The organism is Paraburkholderia sp. DHOC27, from assembly GCF_003429005.1.
Classification (GTDB): Bacteria; Pseudomonadota; Gammaproteobacteria; order Burkholderiales; family Burkholderiaceae; genus Paraburkholderia.
This window is the reverse complement of the sequence record NZ_QVQV01000009.1, coordinates 1-15,538: the sequence shown is the minus strand read 5'-3', so window position 1 is coordinate 15,538 and position 15,538 is coordinate 1. Positions and strand designations below refer to the sequence as shown.

The following is a 15,538-nucleotide window of genomic DNA, read 5'->3' as shown; positions in this document are numbered from 1 at the left end:
GGGAAAGATTGAAATGCCGCGCAGTGCGGAGAATCATGCGGGTTTGGCGACTTATGCGAGTGGCGCGGTCGTCGCGATTGGCAGCCGGACGGTGGCGAGCGCGCCGCCCCGGCCATCCCCAGGCGAAGTGAGTTCCAGCGAGGCGGCCGCGCCGTACAACGCGGCAAGCCGCTCGCGCACCTGTTGCAGGCCGAAGCGCGTACCGTCGGCGGGTATCGCGTCGAGGCCGGCACCGGTGTCGCGTACGCTCAGTATCAGCGCGGGACCCTCGCGCCGCGCCGCCACTTCGATCTGACCACCCGTCACGCTTGGCTCGAGACCATGCTTGATGGCGTTCTCCACCAGCGGCTGCAACAGCAGCGGCGGCACGGGCAGCGTGCTCAATTCATCCGGCAAATCTAGCCTGCCCTGTAGACGGGCCCCCATGCGCACCTGCATCAGCTCCAGGTAATCGCCGAGCCGGGCAAACTCCGCTGCGAGCGCGTGTGAATCCGCGCGCGATGCGTCGAGCGTGGCCCGCAGAAAACCGTTCAGATGATCGAGCATGGCTTGGGCGCGTGGTGGATCGTGAGCAATCAGGACTCGCAGATTGGCGAGCGTGTTGAACAGCATGTGCGGTTCCAGTTGCGAGACCAGCAGCTTCAACTGGTTTTCCGCGGCGGTGCGCAGCGCGGTTTGCGCGCGGGCTTCCGTTGCGGCGAGACGCCCGCGTACATAGAAGAAGTAGGTGCAGCCCAACGTCAGCGCAAAGGCCGGCGCCAGCACCGGCAGCAAGGTCCCCATGTGCTCGATGAAGGCGAACGGCGCACGATGCGCACCGGTCAACAGATCGCCGAGCAGTTGCCCACCCAGATAACCCAGGATGAACGAAATGGGCAGCCACGGCCCCATCCAGGCCCAGCCGGGCCAGCGCCGCTGCGTCGTGGTAATCGCGTTGTTGACGGCTTGCCCCGGCGGCGGGCGCTGGATCAGGGTCGAAGAGAAGCCATAGCGGCCCGCCTCGATCAGGCTCTGGATGCACAGCGTTACGCAAAACGCGTAAATCGCGTTCGAAACAAACGTCTGACCGGAGAGCGGGTTGAAGAAAATCGTGCTCACCCCGGTCACGACGAGCAGGATCCGCGCTTCGCGCCATAGCCATCCAAGTGCGATTCGTTGCTGGGACATGAGTGGGGTCCGGAAACAGGGCGCGGCAAGCGGGAAGAGCGGCCGGTGCTGCGGATTGTAGCCGCTTCGTTCGGCGATCTCAGGCCTTACCGCGAGCCCCGCCGCGCGCTTCGTTCAGCGGCGCACCGCGAAGCTCACCACGCCGCGCCGCCTGACGGATCACCCGCCACATCGCCAGCCCGCGCGCTGCGAAAGCACCGCTGAAGCCGCCATAGCCGAGGCCCACGAGGGCCGCGAAGTGCGTGTCGAGCGTGAGCGCGGGAGTTTGTGCGACCGCCACGCCCACGCCGAACTTCAGGACGAACAGCGTCATAAAGAGGCTCAGCGGCAGCCAGCTCCCCGGCACCAGCAGGCTGCGGTCCGCCGTCGACCATTCCACGCCCCGCCATACGCCCAGCGCGTTGCACAGCGCCAGGGCCGCCGCCACGCCCAGCACCCAAGCCGCCAGCGCGACCGGCTCATGCAGGAAAACCGAGGCGAGGCCGTAGAACGACAGCCCCGTCATTACGAACGGCAGCAGGGTGGCGCTGCGCACCGAGCGCAGCCTGGCTTCGGTCTGTTTCATGCCGGCGACGATCAGGACGGCGAGCAGACCCCAGACCCAGTGCGGGGTCTGTTGAAGAATGGAAAGGAACATGGCGATTGGCTCCGTGGCGTCAATGAAGGCTTCGATGACGCTCATGGTCGGCCCGCTTGCGAACACGTTCGAGCGGTTTGCGACAAAATGTCTGCGCAAGTCGCGAACTGCCCTGCATGCGGCGCGAACCGCTGACGACCGTTTGCGGTCTTATCACGAGGGCGGCTCAGTGCCGTCCGCCGCATCTGATCGTTGCCGTACAGATCGCGCGCGGGGTTGCTTCTACGTTGTAGCCAAAGGCCAAAAACCCGAAGTCTGCCAGGATAGGGGTTGCATCGTTATGAGAAATTGCTTGCCCAGCGCGCTGGCGGCATTCGCCGCGATCGGCGCCAGTCTTTATGCCGGACCGTCCGCCGCGCATGAACTGGATGCGCAACTGGACTGCACCATGAATGCGCACACTTTCATCACGTCGCTGCAAAGCGATCAATATATCGAACCGGTGCCCATGCACGTGGAGGCGAATTCGGTCAACGCGTTTCGCCCCACGCGCGGCAGCGAGCTGACCGCGTTCGGCTTTCGCGTCTATGCCGTGCTGGGCTACGCACACGACGACGACATCTTCCACAAGGGCAGCGGCCAGGCTATGCCGGGCTCGCTTTACGGGGTCGTGGTGTTCGGACCGAGCGACTCCGTCAAGACGCATCTGCACGACGCCGGCAGCGACGCCGCGGTGCATGAGGTGATGCCGCTCATCATGACCGCGGTGCTGTGCAAGTCCAGCCAGTGAAGCGGCTGACTGAAACCGTCTAAAACGCGCGAGGCAAACAAGGCAAAAGCCAGACGCCGTTATTTCGCGGCCTTCAGTTGCCGCAGACGCCAGATCAGACTGGACGTGTCGTAGCGATTGCCGCCCAGATTCTGCACGTCGCCATAAAACTGATCCACCAGCGCCGTGACGGGCAGCGCAGCGCCGTTGCGGCGGGCTTCGTCGAGACAGAAGCCGAGGTCCTTGCGCATCCAGTCCACCGCGAAGCCGTAATCGAACTTGCCGTCGATCATGGTCTTGCCGCGGTTGTCCATCTGCCAGCTCGCGGCCGCTCCCTTGCCGATCACATCGAGCACGAGCGGCATGTCGAGGCCGGCCGTCTCGCCGAAGTTGATCGCTTCCGACAAGCCCTGCACCAGCCCCGCAATACAGATCTGGTTGACCATCTTGGCAAGCTGACCCGCGCCCGCCGGCCCGATCAGCGTGACAGCGGCGCCGTAATGCTTGAGCGTCGGCGCCACGGCTTCGAAGGTTTTGGCTTCGCCGCCGCACATGATCGTAAGGGTGCCTTTCTGCGCACCGGCCTGACCGCCGGAGACGGGCGCGTCGACGAATTGCAGGCCGTGCCCGCTCGCCACCGCCGCGAGTTCACGCGCTACGTTGGCCGACGCGGTGGTGTGATCGACGAACACCGTACCTTTCGCCATGCCTGCAAACGCGCCTTGCTCGCCGAGCGTGACGCTGCGCAGATCGTCGTCGTTGCCCACGCAGGCCATCACGAGTTCGGCGCCGTCGGCGGCTTCGCGCGGTGTGCGGGCGGCGCGTCCGCCATGCTCGGCAACCCATGCCTCGGCCTTCGCGAACGTGCGGTTATAGACCGTCACGTCCAGACCCGCACTGGCCAGATGACCGGCCATCGGATAGCCCATGACGCCCAGGCCGAGGAACGCGACGCGGCGGCTGGCATCGCCGGAAGATGGGGTGGTTGAATCGCTCACTGCGGCTCCTTCAAGTGGGGGAAATCGGGGGATTTCATTATCGCAGCCTTACAAAGCCTGCGCAGTCAGGACCGCAGCGCGGGCCTAACCTGACAGGACTATCGGACCCCGCGATACATGAGATATGAAATGGCGATTTTTCTTTTGCCTATAACGGTCATAGGATTGATGAGCCTGCCACCCACACCCTGCAAGGCAGCACGCGGCGCCTGCACGAACCGGAGCGACAACTGATCGTCAGGCAGGCGACGAATCATCCGGGCAGCGCACAAGCTACAAGCAACAAGCAACAAGCAACGCACAGGCAAGCCACAACCATCGCAGCGCCACGAGGAGGCTACATGGAACACCATGCGCGCACGCAGAACGAGACGCTCGAAGTCAAAACCACCACCTGCTATATGTGTGCATGCCGCTGCGGCATCCGCGTGCATCTGCGTGATGGCGAGGTGCGTTATATCGACGGCAATCCGGCGCACCCACTGAACCAGGGCGTGATCTGCGCGAAGGGTTCGTCGGGCATCATGAAGCAGTATTCTCCGGCACGCCTGACCCAGCCGCTGATGCGCAAGCCCAACGCCGAGCGGGGCAGCGCGCAGTTCGAGCCAGTCTCGTGGGAGGTCGCCTTTGCGACGCTGGAAAAACGCCTCGCCCATCTGCGTGCCACCGATCCCAAACAGTTCGCGCTCTTCACCGGCCGCGACCAGATGCAGGCCTTGACCGGCCTGTTCGCCAAGCAGTTCGGCACGCCCAACTATGCGGCGCATGGCGGCTTCTGCTCGTCGAACATGGCGGCCGGCATGATCTATACGATAGGCGGCTCGTTCTGGGAGTTCGGTGGCCCGGACCTCGACAGCGCGAAGCTGTTCTTCATGATCGGCACTGCCGAAGATCACCACTCGAATCCGCTGAAGATCGCCCTGTCGAAATTCAAGCGCGCGGGTGGCCGCTTCATTGCGATCAATCCGATCCGCACCGGCTATGCAGCGATTGCCGACGAATGGGTGCCGATTCGCCCCGGCACGGACGGCGCGTTGTTCATGGCGCTGATTCACGAGTTGCTGGCCACCGATTCGTACGATCAGGAATTCGTCGCACGCTTCACCAACGCGGCCGAACTGCTGGACATGCGCGAGCAGAGCGACACGTTTGGTCTGTTCGTGCGCGACCCCGCAGCGGCTGAAGTCAATGCGCTGTTTCCGCAGAATCATCTGTGGTGGGACCTCGAGACGCAGCGCGCGGTGCTGCATCACACGCCCGGCGCGCGGCCGGCGCTCTCGGGCACCTACACGCTGGAAGACGGCACGCCGGTAACGCCTTCGTTTGCGCTGCTGCGCGAGCGTGTGGCGCAGAGCACGCCTGAATGGGCTGAGGAGATCACCGGCATTCCCGCTGACACGATCCGCCGGCTTGCGCGCGAGATGGCGCAGACGGCGCGCGATCACAAGATCACGCTGCCGGTTCAATGGACGGACGCGTGGGGCCAGACGCACGAGAGCGTGACCGGCAACCCGATTGCCTTTCACGCCATGCGTGGACTCGCGGCGCATTCAAACGGCTTTCAGTCGATTCGCGGGCTGGCGGTGCTGATGTCCCTGCTGGGGACGATCGACCGGCCGGGCGGATTCCGCCACAAGTCGCCGTATCCACGCGCGGTGCCGCCTTCGGCCAAACCGCCCAATCATCCGGACGCGGTGCAACCGAACACGCCGCTTGCCAACGGTCCGCTAGGCTGGCCGGCCGCGCCGGAAGATCTGTTCGTCGACGACGCCGGTGGCCCGGTGCGCATCGACAAGGCTTTTTCGTGGGAATACCCGCTCGCCGTGCACGGCCTCATGCATAGCGTGATCACCAATGCGTGGCGCGGCGACCCATACCCCATCGACACGCTGCTGATCTTCATGGCCAACATGGCGTGGAATTCGTCGATGAACACCGTGGAAGTCCGCAAGATGCTGGTGGACAAACGCGACGACGGCACCTACAAGATTCCGTTTCTGGTGGTCTGCGATGCGTTCCAGTCCGAGATGACGGCGTTTGCCGATCTGATCCTGCCCGACACCACGTATCTGGAACGCCACGACGCCATGTCGATGCTCGACCGGCCCATCTCCGAGTTCGACGGCCCGGTGGATTCCGTGCGCGTGCCGGTGGTGCCGCCCACCGGCGAATGCAAGCCGTTCCAGGAAGTGCTGATCGAACTGGCGAGCCGCCTGAAGTTGCCCGCCTTCACGACGAAGGAGGGCACCCGCAAGTTTCGCGACTATCCCGACTTCGTCATCAACTTCCAGACGGCGCCCGACTCCGGAGTGGGTTTCCTGATCGGCTGGCGCGGCAAGGAGGGCGACAAGGCGCTGGTGGGTGAGCCGAATCCGCAGCAGTGGGAACAGTACGCCAGCCACAATTGCGTCTTTCACTACACCTTGCCGGAGTCGTTGCAGTACATGCGCGGCGCGAACGGGCCGTATCTGAAGTGGGCGGTGGCCAATGGCCTGCGCAAGTTCGACACGCCCATCGTGATCCAGCTTTACTCCGACGTGATGCAGAAATTCCGTCTCGCCGCACAGGGCAAGACGACGGGGCGTCAACCGCCGGATCACTTGCGCGAACGCGTGGCGCGCTACTTCGACCCGCTGCCGTTCTGGTACGAACCGCTGGAGATGGCCGTCACCGACCGGGCGCGCTATCCGCTCGCCGCGCTCACGCAACGGCCCATGGCGATGTATCACTCGTGGGATTCGCAGAACGCCTGGCTGCGGCAGATCCACGGCGAGAACTATCTGTTCATGAATCCGCGGCTCGCGCGCGAGAACGGTATCGAAGACGGCGGCTGGATCTACGTGGAATCGACGTGGGGCAAGGTGCGCTGCATGGCGCGTTATAGCGAGGCCGTCGAGCCAGGCACCGTGTGGACATGGAATGCCATCGGCAAGGCGGCCGGCGCCTGGAACCTCGGCCCCGATGCCAACGAGTCGCAGCGCGGCTTTCTGCTCAACCATCTGATTACCGATGAATTGCCGCGTGCCGGTCCTGGTGAGTCGCCCGGTGAGTCGCCTGCTGAGTCGCGCATGTCGAACTCCGATCCCATCACCGGACAGGCAGCGTGGTACGACGTGCGCGTGCGTATCTATCCGGCTGAAGCCGATGCGGCTTGCACCTTGCCGCAGTTCGCGCCCATGCCGAAGCTGCCGGGACAAACCGGCGTGCTGCAACGGATCGTGCAGACCTACTTCGCGGGGCGCGGCGAGTTTGCCGCGCGTCTGCGTGGCGCGGGGAAGCAAAAAAATGAGCAGACAAATGAGCGGGAACTTGAGCAGAACGAGCCGACATGAGCCGCACCGGCCACAATGAAACCCTGATGAGGAGCTTCCAATGACCCAGATGGCGCTCGTAATCGATCTCAACGTCTGCGTGGGATGCCACGCCTGCGTGACGAGTTGCAAGGAGTGGAACACCTCCGGCGAAGCGGGCAGTCTCGCGGATTTCCGGCCTTACGACGCCGATCCGTCCGGCACGTTTTTCAACCGCGTGCAGACCTTCGAAGCCGGTGAGTTTCCGCTGACCGAGACTATCCATTTTCCGAAGTCGTGTCTCCACTGCGAGGATCCGCCGTGTGTCCCCGTGTGTCCGACCGGCGCGAGCTACAAGCGCAAGGAAGACGGGCTCGTGCTGGTGGACTTCGACCGCTGTATTGGCTGCAAGTACTGTTCGTGGGCGTGTCCGTACGGCGCGCGTGAACTGGACGAAGAGCGCAAGGAGATGACCAAGTGCACGCTGTGCGCGGATCGCATCCATAACGAGAACCTCTCCGAGCGCGACCGCAAACCGGCCTGCGTGCTGGCCTGTCCGACTTCGGCACGGCTCTTCGGCGACATCCACGATCCCGACTCGGTGGTGTCCCAGGCCATTCGTGAGCGCGGCGGTTATCAACTGATGCCGGAATGGGAGACCCGGCCGGCGAATCACTACTTGCCGCGTCGCAAGACGGGGGCGTGTGGCAGCGAGGCGTGTTCGTGCGAAACGGAGAGCGCGACGTCGCAGGGCGGTGCATCAGGGCAAAGCGCGCGCGAGGCGCAAGCAGGGCGCGCGGGCGCTCACGTGACGGACCCCGCCGTTCTCCCGTTCGAACACCCGCAGTTGCAATCGGCGCCGCGCGGCGGAATCGCCGGAATGGTCGGGCGCATGTTCAATATCCTGAGTCTTGGGAGGGACGCATGAAGCCCGCATTTTCGGTCGTGTTTCTCACCACGCTGAGCGGCGCGGGGCAGGGCTTGCTGATCGCGCTGTTCGGTGTCGAGCTGGCCGTACGGCTCGGCTGGATTGCACCCGCGGCGGCGCCCGCGCAGACGTTCTACGTGCTGGGCGCGGCTATCGTCGTGGCGCTCGGCGCGCTCGGCCTGGTGGCCTCGTTCTTCCACCTCGGCCATCCCGAGCGGGCCTGGCGGGCCATTGCGATGTGGCGCACGTCGTGGCTCTCGCGCGAATGTCTCGCGTTGCCGGCCTTTCTCGGCGGTGCGTTCGCGTATGGCGTGGCGCACGCGTTTGGTTCGCCGTGGTCGCTGACCATTGGCGCGCTCGCAGTGCTGGCGAGCGCAGTGCTGTTCGTTTGCACGTCGATGATCTACGCGTGTCTGCGCTTTCTGCAGGAATGGGCCACACCGTTGACGATGGTCAATTTCGTGCTGTTGGGCTGCGCATCCGGCTTCACGATTGCGACCGCCTGCGCGGCATGGCTCGCGCCCGCCTTGATGGCGGGTCTCGCGATCTGCGCCGGCGCGCTGACCCTCGCGGGATGCGCGAGCCGGATTGCATCGCTCACGCGCAATGCCCGCTTGCGGCCCAAATCCACGGTGCAAAGCGCGACTGGCATCAAGTCGCCGACGCTCACGCAGAAGTCACGCGGCTTTACCGCGGGGGCGTTCAACCTGCGCGAGTTCTTTCACGGGCAAACGCCGCAGACCTTGCTGCGCATCAAGTGGACCTTTCTGCTGGCTGCGTTTGCGGTGCCGTTCGTGTTGATCGCGCTGGGTGCGAGCGTGCCGTCCATTGCCGGCTCGTTCTGGCTGCTGTGCCTCGCGTGCGTCGTGCAGTACGCGGGACTCGTCGCGGAACGCTGGTTCTTCTTCGCCGAAGCGCGGCATCCGCAGAATCTGTATTACCGGCAGGCAGCTTGATGAGCGACGCGGCGCCGGGGACGCTACGATTCCCGGCCCACGTGCCGTGCGCTTGTGAACGCGGCGCCGGCGCGAATCACGCGGCGCAGTTGGCGCGAGGCTACTGGCCGCTATTCGCGGGCACTGCCGCCGGGGTTGCCGGGGTTGCCTGGACGCCGGACTGGGTCGAGCCGTTCGTGCCCGAGCCGTAGCCCTGCTCCTGCTTCGCGTTTTGCGCCGCTACCCGCGCTTCCGCGGCCTGAATCTGCGCGGGATAGGTGGCGTCGTTCGCCGCCGAAGGGTTGTAGCCCGCCTGTTCGAGTTGCACGAGTTGCGCCTTGACTTCGGCGCGCGTCAGGGGCGCGTTCGACGCCGGCGTCGATTGCGCGAAGGATGCGAGCGGCAGGGCGAGAGACGAAGCAGTCAAGACCGCCAAAGCGAGCGTTTTCATGGCGCACTCCCGATAAAACGAGCCAATGAATCGCCCACCACGATTGATCGGCGACCTCACTGAAGTTTACCGAGCCGCCACAGCGTAATTCCCCGTCTTTCAACAACTCTGAATTTCATGGCGGAGACTTCGGAGCCGCCGCCCCGCGGCCCCTGTGCTGGGCCGAAGCATTTAGAACAACTCCTGCTGACCGGTCATCAGCGCGGCGAAATCGTCGTCGAGGAAGGGCAGGATGGCATCGGCCACCGGTTGCAACTGGCGCGTCAGATAGTGTTCGTAGTCGATGGCCGAGCGCTGGGTCTCGAGCGGTTCGGGACCCGCCACCGTCATCACGTAGCTGATCCAGCCGCCGTACTGATACTGCAGCGGACGTCCCTCGCGCCGGTTGAACGCGTCCGCCATTTTCGCGGCGCGCGCGTGGGGCGGCACGTTGCGCTGGTAGTCGTCGAGATTGCGGCGCAGGCGTCGCCGGTACACCAGCTGGTCGTCGAACTCGCCGCTCAAGGTGCGCTGCACGTAATCGCGCACGTAATCCTGATACGGCTGCTGCTTGAAAATGCGCTGATAGAGCTGGCGCTGGAAAGTCTGCGCGAGTGGCGTCCAGTCGGTCCGCACCGTTTCGAGCCCCTTGAAGACCACTTCCTCGCTGCCGTCGGCGCGCGTCACGAGTCCCGCGTAACGCTTCTTGCTGCCTTGCTCCGCGCCGCGCACGGTCGGCATCAGGAAGCGTCGATAGTGCGTCTCGTACTGCAATTCCAGCGCGCTCGCGAGGCCAAAAGTCTCCTGCAGATGTTCGCGCCACCACGCATTGACGTATTTGACGAGCGCATGGCCGATCTGCGCCGCCTGTTCCTGCGAGCGGGCACGCTTGAGCCACACGAAGGTGGAATCGGTGTCGCCGTAGATCACCTGATAGCCGCGCGCTTCGATCAGTTCGCGGGTGCGGTGCATGATTTCGTGGCCGCGCATCGTGATGGACGACGCGAGACGCGGATCGAAGAAGCGGCAGCCGCTCGACCCCAGCACGCCGTAGAACGCGTTCATGATGATCTTGAGCGCCTGCGAGAGCGGCTTGTTCTGCTGCCGCTTGGCCGCTTCGCGCCCTTGCCAGACCTGCTCCACGATGGCCGGCAAGCAGTGTTTGGTGCGCGAAAAACGGGCGCCGCGAAAGCCGGGGACGGAGGCGCTCTCGTCCGGAGTGTTCATGCCTTCCACGAGCCCGACCGGGTCGATCAGGAAGGTGCGGATGATGGACGGATAGAGGCTCTTGTAGTCGAGCACCAGCACCGAATCGTACAGACCGGGTTGCGAATCCATCACGAAACCACCGGGACTGGCTTCCCCCTCCAGTTCGCCGAGATTCGGCGCGACGTAGCCCTGCCGGTGCATCAACGGCATGTACAGATGCGTGAACGCCGCTACCGAACCGCCGCTGCGGTCCGCGGCGAGCCCCGTGACCGTCGCACGTTCGAGCAGGAAGGTGAGCAGCTCGGTCTTCGCGAAGATGCGCGTTACCAGTTCGCAGTCCTTGAGGTTGTAGCGAGCGAGCGCGGGCTTGTCTTCGGCAAAGCGGCGGTCGATTTCCGCCATACGCTGATAGGGGTTGTCGATGGCTTTGCCTTCGCCAAGCAGCGTCTGGGCAACGGATTCAAGGCTGAAGCTCGGAAACGACCACGTTGCGGATTTGAGCGCCTCGATGCCGTCGATGATCAGCCGGCCCGCGGCAGCCGCGAAAAAATGGTTCTGATTGGTGCCATGCTCGCGCCACTCCATGACGCTGCCGTCACGGCCAAAGCGCAGAGGAATCTGCAGACGCTCCGAATGCTGCTGCAGGACGCGCAGGTCGAACTGCACCAGGTTCCAGCCGATAATCGCATCGGGGTCGTGCCGCCGCATCCATTGGTTGAGTCGCTCGAGCAGTTGCGCGCGGGTGTCGCAATACTCCAGCGCGAAGTCGATCTCACTGCTGTCACCGTTCGGCGGACCCAGCATGTACACCTGGCGCTGCCCGCATCCTTCAAGCGCGATGGAGTACAACTCGCCGTGCGCCGTGGTTTCGATGTCGAGCGAGACGAGTTTCAAGGCAGGGCGATAGTCCGGCGCGGGCTTCATTTCCCCGTCCAGCAGGATGCCGTCACCGTCCGGCCGGCCACTGAAGCTCACGGGCGCCGTGATGAAGCGCTCCATCAGATAGCGTTCGGGCGGCCGGATGTCCGCCTCGTACATGGCAATGCCGTGCTCGCGGAAGAGCTTTTCCAGCTTGAGCAACTGCCGATACTGCGTGCAGTACACGCCCAGCACGGGGCGCTGGCGGAAATCGGTCAGCCCCAACGGCCGCAGTTCGACCTGACGTTCATTGCGCACCAGAGCGTCGGCCTGCTCGCGCTGCGCAGCCGGAGTGAACGCAACCGAGGGTTGCGGCGTCAGACGCAGATGACGGGGGCCGTGGTCAGTGGCCAGCCAGAAGTCGATCTCTGTACCGGCGGGTGTATCGCGCCAATGGCGGGTCAGGAGGAAACCCTGCTGTTGTTCAACCACACTGCAACCTTTGCAAGCCTGTCTTTCGGTCCATTTTACGGGGCAGGGGCAGGCAACGGTAATTTGACCCGCGGGGCCGCCCCCGTTTGCCTACCACAATTAGCCGCAATGGTAGGCGAGAAGGGCCATTTATGCCCGCTTTGGCGCGCCAGTTGTGCTTGCGCGCCCCAAGGCGCGGTACGATAGCGGCTCGCGCAGGCTGGCCTCGGGAGCGCCCCGGCGCCGTCGAGTGGCGGCGAGGGGGCTGCGCGGCGCTTGCGGCGATGGCCCAATCGAGCGGTCCGGCGGCATTCAGGCGGGGGCGTCAGGAAACTGGCGGTTTGCGCAGATGCGCCCGGATGAGGTAGGGTGGCGGGTCTGGCGCCTTTATCGGGCGCCGGTTCTATCAATACAGAAAGGGATGTGCAATGAACAAGCAGGAACTGATTGACGCTGTTGCGGCAGCGACCGGCGAAAGCAAAACGGCTACGGCCAAGTCGATCGACGCGATCATCGAGACGGTGACCTCGGCGGTGTCCAAGGGCGAAACCGTGCAACTGATCGGCTTCGGCGCGTTCTCGACGGGCGCACGTGCTGCTCGCGTGGGCCGCAACCCGTCCACGGGCGCGGAGATTCAGATCGCTGCTGCGAAAACGGTGAAGTTCGTTGCCGGCAAAGCGTTCAAGGACGCCGTCAACGCTTCCTGAGCAGTGCCTGCCACGCACGCGCCTGAGGCTTCGCCGCAGGCGCCGTGCGTCGCCAGTGGGTCGCCTGCCCGGTCTCCATCTGGTCACCGCGGCGCTCACGGCGGTTTGCTGACGCCGCGCGGCGATGCCGTCGTGGCGGTTCAGTCTGAAGGGCTGCGCCAACGGCGCCGCCTGACCTGCAGGAACTGATGCGACGCACACGGGTGCGTGGCTCGGTGTATGCGTTGCTGGCTTTGCTCGTGTGCCTCTGCTTGCAAGCCTGGTTACGTGCCACGTGCTTGCCTGTGTGTAGGCCCACGCGGCCTTCAACAGTAGCGGCTCGCGATTCACGTCTTCGTGCGCTCGCCTGGTCTGCTGTCATTCTGTTCAATACATGGGCTGATTCAAGCGCTTTTCGCGCCGATCGTTTCGCCCTCATCAATCAGTTATCCGAACTAAAAAACCATCTGACGCCGGACGCAAAAAGGCCCGCCATGAGAGGCGGGCCAGCAGGTCTTGCTGCGCTGACGTCCGGCTTCTGATGCGATGCCGGACGTACGCCAGTCAGACTTAGAACTTGTGACGCAGACCGAGCGAGACCAGTTCCTGCGTGCTCGTGCCACCGTAGCCGTACGAGCCGATCGACGCTTGCGCCGACACCACGGCCGTTGCGTCGGCGTTCAGCGTATTGCCGCTTGCGTGCTGGTAGGCGCCGACCAGGTACACGTCGGTGCGCTTCGAGAGGTTGTAGTCGCCACCCACCGAGACCTGGTTGTACGAGGCACCCGTCACGCCGTTGGCGCGCGTGTAGCTGTAGCCCAGACCCACCAGCATGGCCGGCGTGGCCTGGTAGTTCACGAAGCCTTGTCCGGTGTTGTACTTCTCGGTCGACACGAAGGCGGATTGGCCGTCAGACTTGTATTGCGAGTTGCTGTAGCCGAGGCCGAACGTGAACGGACCGGCGACGTACTGGCCAGCCACGCGGGCGATGTTGATCGAGCGTGCGGTCTGGAAGCCCAGATTGACGAGCGAGCCGTCGAAGGTGCCGTCCGACGTGCCGCCCCAGGTGGTGCGTTGCAGACCGGTGACCGTCGGATTGTCAGCCACGAAGTAGCCAGCGGCGATCGAGAACGGACCGTTGTTGTACGTTGCCGCAGCCGACCACGTCTGACCCGAACCCGTCTGGCCAGCGACGCCGCCGAACGCGTACATGCCTTCGACCTGCAGGCCCGAGAACACCGGCGAAACGTACTTGATGGCGTTGTTGGTACGCGAGCTGTTGTCGTAGTTGTCGACGTCGCCCACGGTCGCAAACGCGCTGCCGAAGTAGTTGTCTTCCGTGATGCCTTGCACCATGTCGACCAGCGGGTCGTACTGGCGGCCGAGCGTGACCGTGCCGAACTGGTCGCTGGCGAGACCGACGAACGCCTGACGGCCGAACAGACGGCTGCCTTGACCCAGACCGCCCGTGCTCGGGTTAAAGCCGTTTTCCAACTGGAAGATGGCCTTCAGACCACCGCCCAGATCTTCATTGCCTTTGACGCCCCAGCGCGTACCGGACAGGTCGCCGCCGCTGCTATTGCCGATCGACCACAGGCTGTTGTTGCCACTGGCGTTGTGGACATAGGTGATCGAGGTATCGATCGTGCCGTACAGCGTGACACTGCTTTGTGCGTGAGCGACGCCGGCTGCACCCAGCAGCGCAAGCGAAAGAGTCGAGAGGGCGATGCGTTTCATCAAGGTTTCTCCGTGCGGATATTCGTTTTTTCTGGCTGCTTTTGTTGCAACTTTTGAACTTCGGCACGAAGCGTATCGCAACGATCTGCGATCGAGAAAGTAAACAATATGGCCCTGTCTCGAATTTGTGACAGTGCAGATTCATCAAAGCGCCTTCAAACCTGATTAATTCGCAGGCAACCCGGCATTCAGGCGAGGCCATGTTTGTTCAGCCCAATCGTGCGACGGGGAAGGGCGCGAAGAGGGCCCTTGAAGGTGATGAAGCGCGCTCTATCAGGAGTTGCCCACTGGCAGGTCTACATCGCCTGATAGCCTTATCTGACGGGGCTTCAAAGGAAAGGCATGACCTTTGGGCGAGGCCATTCGGGCACAGTGAATCACGTACATGGAACGTGTGTTCTTATTGAGCGGAAATCTGTCCGGGCGCGTGTGGTTTATGTCGCGTGTCGCGTGCGCATGGGCACTATTTCAATTCCGTGAAGAACGACTATTGCGAAATTCAGCGTATATATTTGCGAAGGAAGTAATAATTACGATTGGAAAGAATAGCCGCGCGGATTTAGCAAAATTCGCAGAATGCCGGTGAAGATTTCGTAACGGGGCGTAATCGAAAACACCTGAAGCGTTTTAATGATGCGGTTGCGTAGTTGACCGGGTGGCAGGTGTCATGGACATGTCACGCTCGATGCGCGGTACGGCTCGCTATCGCTTGCAAACAGACTTATAGATACACTGGCTGGTCGGCACAACACCATCAGGAGATGAAACATGAAAACAAGTGCGCGCAATCAGTTTGAAGGCGAGGTGATCGACGTCACCCACGGCGCGGTGAACGACCAGATCACGTTGCGCACCAAAGGCGGCCTGGACGTGGTCGCCGTGATCACGCACGGCAGCACGGATACGCTCGGCCTCGCGCCCGGCAAAGCTGCGTTTGCTCTGGTGAAGGCGTCCTCGGTGCTGGTAATGGTGGACGTCGCGAGTCACCAGGTGTCGGCACGTAACTGCATCGCAGGCACCGTCTCGAACGTCACGAAAGGCGCGGTCAACGCCGAAGTCACGATTTCGACCACAGGCGGTGCGCAGATCGCGGCGATCATCACGAACGAAAGCGCCGATCGCCTCGGGCTCGCAAATGGAAAAGCCGCCACGGCGATTTTCAAGGCGTCGAGCGTGATTATTGGGGTGAACTAGATCGCTCTGCTAGCCAGGCGCGTTTGAGTTGGACGCGTTCAGACGGCGCGCGTTTGGGCGCGCGCTGGCTGAATGTGGCGGGGTGATGGGAACGGGATGGGTGTTGGGTTGAGGCTCATCCGGAATCGCCGATGAATCTGTTTGTCGTGCCGCTTGTTTGATTTGACATAAGATAAATTATCAACGGTTTAGCTGTAAGGGCTATATCCTAATGTCGTGTTCTGGCTATTTACAGATGTCGGGTTTTGCAACTGGCGTCATGCTGGACGCTCGCGCTCAGACTGCGGGA

12 protein-coding genes are annotated in these 15,538 nt (G+C 63.3%); 6 read left to right on the top strand and 6 right to left on the bottom strand.

Annotated features, from left to right (window positions below; translation table 11 throughout):
- Positions 1 to 51: 51 nt before the first annotated feature.
- Together D0B32_RS26035 and D0B32_RS26030 are read right to left on the bottom strand one after the other, a co-directional pair.
- Entirely contained in the window at positions 52 to 1,167 is a 1,116-nt protein-coding gene (locus D0B32_RS26035) for a sensor histidine kinase (protein WP_117337208.1), read from the bottom strand.
- 79 nt (positions 1,168 to 1,246) lie between these two features.
- Positions 1,247 to 1,849: a DUF6622 family protein gene (locus tag D0B32_RS26030; RefSeq protein WP_117337207.1), complete on the bottom strand. Its 603-nt coding sequence runs from the start codon at positions 1,847 to 1,849 to the stop codon at positions 1,247 to 1,249.
- A 235-nt stretch (positions 1,850 to 2,084) separates the two neighbouring features.
- On the opposite strand from D0B32_RS26030, the gene D0B32_RS26025 reads away from it, so the two are divergent.
- Positions 2,085 to 2,534 (top strand): hypothetical protein, encoded by a 450-nt coding sequence (locus D0B32_RS26025; RefSeq protein ID WP_117337206.1) that lies wholly within the window; start codon positions 2,085 to 2,087, stop codon positions 2,532 to 2,534.
- A gap of 59 nt (positions 2,535 to 2,593) precedes the next feature.
- Here the strand turns inward: D0B32_RS26025 and D0B32_RS26020 are convergent, their stop codons facing one another.
- Entirely contained in the window at positions 2,594 to 3,511 is a 918-nt protein-coding gene (locus tag D0B32_RS26020) for an NAD(P)-dependent oxidoreductase (protein ID WP_117337205.1), read from the bottom strand.
- A gap of 341 nt (positions 3,512 to 3,852) precedes the next feature.
- Between D0B32_RS26020 and D0B32_RS26015 the strand changes: the two genes are divergently transcribed.
- From D0B32_RS26015 to D0B32_RS26005, 3 genes are read left to right on the top strand one after another with little or no spacing between them, the layout of a single operon-like run.
- A complete protein-coding gene (locus D0B32_RS26015) occupies positions 3,853 to 6,843 on the top strand; it encodes a molybdopterin oxidoreductase family protein (protein ID WP_117337204.1) in 2,991 nt (996 codons plus the stop codon).
- Positions 6,844 to 6,883: 40 nt separating this feature from the next.
- Positions 6,884 to 7,729, top strand: a complete 846-nt coding sequence (locus D0B32_RS26010) for a 4Fe-4S dicluster domain-containing protein (RefSeq protein WP_259295153.1) — start codon at positions 6,884 to 6,886, stop codon at positions 7,727 to 7,729.
- Positions 7,726 to 8,685, top strand: coding sequence for a DmsC/YnfH family molybdoenzyme membrane anchor subunit (locus D0B32_RS26005; RefSeq protein WP_117337203.1), 960 nt, complete (start codon positions 7,726 to 7,728; stop codon positions 8,683 to 8,685). Before D0B32_RS26010 ends, D0B32_RS26005 begins: the two co-directional genes overlap by 4 nt.
- Positions 8,686 to 8,785: 100 nt before the next feature.
- Here D0B32_RS26005 and D0B32_RS26000 read toward each other — a convergent pair whose 3' ends face one another.
- Both D0B32_RS26000 and D0B32_RS25995 read right to left on the bottom strand, forming a co-directional pair.
- Positions 8,786 to 9,115 carry a DUF4148 domain-containing protein gene (locus tag D0B32_RS26000; RefSeq protein ID WP_117337202.1) on the bottom strand — a complete coding sequence of 110 codons (330 nt, stop codon included), beginning with the start codon at positions 9,113 to 9,115 and terminating at the stop codon, positions 8,786 to 8,788.
- Between the two features lie 171 nt (positions 9,116 to 9,286).
- Entirely contained in the window at positions 9,287 to 11,653 is a 2,367-nt protein-coding gene (locus tag D0B32_RS25995; protein WP_117337201.1) for a DNA polymerase II, read from the bottom strand.
- A 407-nt stretch (positions 11,654 to 12,060) separates the two neighbouring features.
- Between D0B32_RS25995 and D0B32_RS25990 the strand changes: the two genes are divergently transcribed.
- Complete coding sequence (locus tag D0B32_RS25990; protein ID WP_117337200.1) at positions 12,061 to 12,339, top strand: HU family DNA-binding protein; 279 nt, start codon at positions 12,061 to 12,063, stop codon at positions 12,337 to 12,339.
- A gap of 549 nt (positions 12,340 to 12,888) precedes the next feature.
- On the opposite strand, the gene D0B32_RS25985 is transcribed toward D0B32_RS25990, so the two are convergent.
- Positions 12,889 to 14,055: a porin gene (locus D0B32_RS25985; protein WP_117337199.1), complete on the bottom strand. Its 1,167-nt coding sequence runs from the start codon at positions 14,053 to 14,055 to the stop codon at positions 12,889 to 12,891.
- A gap of 768 nt (positions 14,056 to 14,823) precedes the next feature.
- Between D0B32_RS25985 and D0B32_RS25980 the strand changes: the two genes are divergently transcribed.
- A complete protein-coding gene (locus tag D0B32_RS25980; protein WP_117337198.1) occupies positions 14,824 to 15,249 on the top strand; it encodes a molybdopterin-binding protein in 426 nt (141 codons plus the stop codon).
- The last annotated feature ends 289 nt before the right edge of the window (positions 15,250 to 15,538 follow it).